At 49.2% G+C, this 1227-nt stretch carries 12 tRNA genes; all 12 read left to right on the top strand.

The window, feature by feature from the left end:
* The 12 genes from H541_RS0110980 (at window position 1) to H541_RS0111035 (ending at window position 1105) form a co-directional block, all read left to right on the top strand.
* A tRNA-Asn gene (locus tag H541_RS0110980) sits at window positions 1–74 on the top strand.
* 40 nt (window positions 75–114) lie between these two features.
* Window positions 115–204: transfer RNA gene (locus H541_RS0110985), tRNA-Ser, on the top strand.
* Window positions 205–218: 14 nt separating this feature from the next.
* Window positions 219–290 (top strand) — tRNA-Glu (locus H541_RS0110990).
* Window positions 291–302: 12 nt separating this feature from the next.
* Window positions 303–375, top strand: a tRNA-Val gene (locus H541_RS0110995).
* Window positions 376–395: 20 nt separating this feature from the next.
* Window positions 396–468 (top strand) — tRNA-Asp (locus tag H541_RS0111000).
* Window positions 469–479: 11 nt separating this feature from the next.
* A tRNA-Phe gene (locus H541_RS0111005) sits at window positions 480–552 on the top strand.
* Window positions 553–555: 3 nt separating this feature from the next.
* A tRNA-Tyr gene (locus H541_RS0111010) sits at window positions 556–636 on the top strand.
* A gap of 26 nt (window positions 637–662) precedes the next feature.
* Window positions 663–733 (top strand) — tRNA-Trp (locus H541_RS0111015).
* A gap of 19 nt (window positions 734–752) precedes the next feature.
* A tRNA-His gene (locus H541_RS0111020) sits at window positions 753–825 on the top strand.
* 8 nt (window positions 826–833) lie between these two features.
* Window positions 834–905, top strand: a tRNA-Gln gene (locus tag H541_RS0111025).
* A 13-nt stretch (window positions 906–918) separates the two neighbouring features.
* Window positions 919–990, top strand: a tRNA-Cys gene (locus H541_RS0111030).
* 30 nt (window positions 991–1020) lie between these two features.
* Window positions 1021–1105, top strand: a tRNA-Leu gene (locus tag H541_RS0111035).
* The last annotated feature ends 122 nt before the right edge of the window (window positions 1106–1227 follow it).

Below are 1227 nucleotides of genomic sequence, written 5' to 3' on the forward strand. Positions count from 1 at the left end.
TCCGCAATAGCTCAGTTGGTAGTAGCGCATGACTGTTAATCATGATGTCGTAGGTTCGAGTCCTACTTGCGGAGTTTTTTAAAATTCATACGAGTGATTGTTGTTCGTATTCTTGGAGAGTTGTCCGAGCTGGCCGAAGGAGCACGATTGGAAATCGTGTAGGCGGGTAAAACTGTCTCAAGGGTTCGAATCCCTTACTCTCCGTTTTAGAAAACAATGGCCCGTTGGTCAAGCGGTTAAGACACCGCCCTTTCACGGCGGTAACACGGGTTCGATTCCCGTACGGGTCATCATCAATTTTTGGAGGTTTAGCTCAGCTGGGAGAGCGTCTGCCTTACAAGCAGGATGTCAGCGGTTCGATCCCGTTAACCTCCATTACAATTTAGTATTAGTCTGGTTCCGTGGTGTAGGGGTTAACATGTCTGCCTGTCACGCAGAAGATCGCGGGTTCGATTCCCGTCGGAACCGTTTAGACTCCAGGCTCGGTAGCTCAGTTGGTAGAGCACTTGATTGAAGCTCAAGGTGTCGGCAGTTCGATTCTGTCCCGAGCCATCTGGAGGGGTAGCGAAGTGGCTAAACGCGGCGGACTGTAAATCCGCTCCTTCGGGTTCGGCAGTTCGAATCTGCCCCCCTCCATTATTTTTAGGTTATTAAGTTGACCTAGGGGTATAGTTCAGTGGTAGAACAGCGGTCTCCAAAACCGTTAACGTGGGTTCGAGTCCTGCTACCCCTGTGTAACATTTTTTATTATGGCGATCGTGGCGAAGTGGTTAACGCACCGGATTGTGGCTCCGGCACTCGTGGGTTCGATTCCCATCGTTCGCCCTCTTTATTGGGCTATAGCCAAGCGGTAAGGCAACGGACTTTGACTCCGTCATTCGTTGGTTCGAATCCAGCTAGCCCAGTTTAATAATTGGTGGCGGTATAGCCAAGTGGTAAGGCAAAGGTCTGCAAAACCTCCATTCACCGGTTCAAATCCGGTTACCGCCTTTCTGCTATTATTAATTATATCCTTAACATGCCGGCGTGGCGGAATTGGCAGACGCGCTGGACTCAAAATCCAGTGCCCGTTAAGGGCGTGCCGGTTCGACCCCGGCCGCCGGTATCACGAAGAACCTTTAGTGTGAGTGTATCTTACATTAGAGGTTCTTTTTTTGGTTCTAAGTCAAATAGTGTTGTTACCGTTAAATCACTTAAGGAAAACGCTTCGGCGTTTTCTTTTTTTTT

The sequence above is a fragment of the Bavariicoccus seileri WCC 4188 genome, assembly GCF_000421665.1.
Lineage (GTDB): Bacteria > Bacillota > Bacilli > Lactobacillales > Aerococcaceae > Bavariicoccus > Bavariicoccus seileri.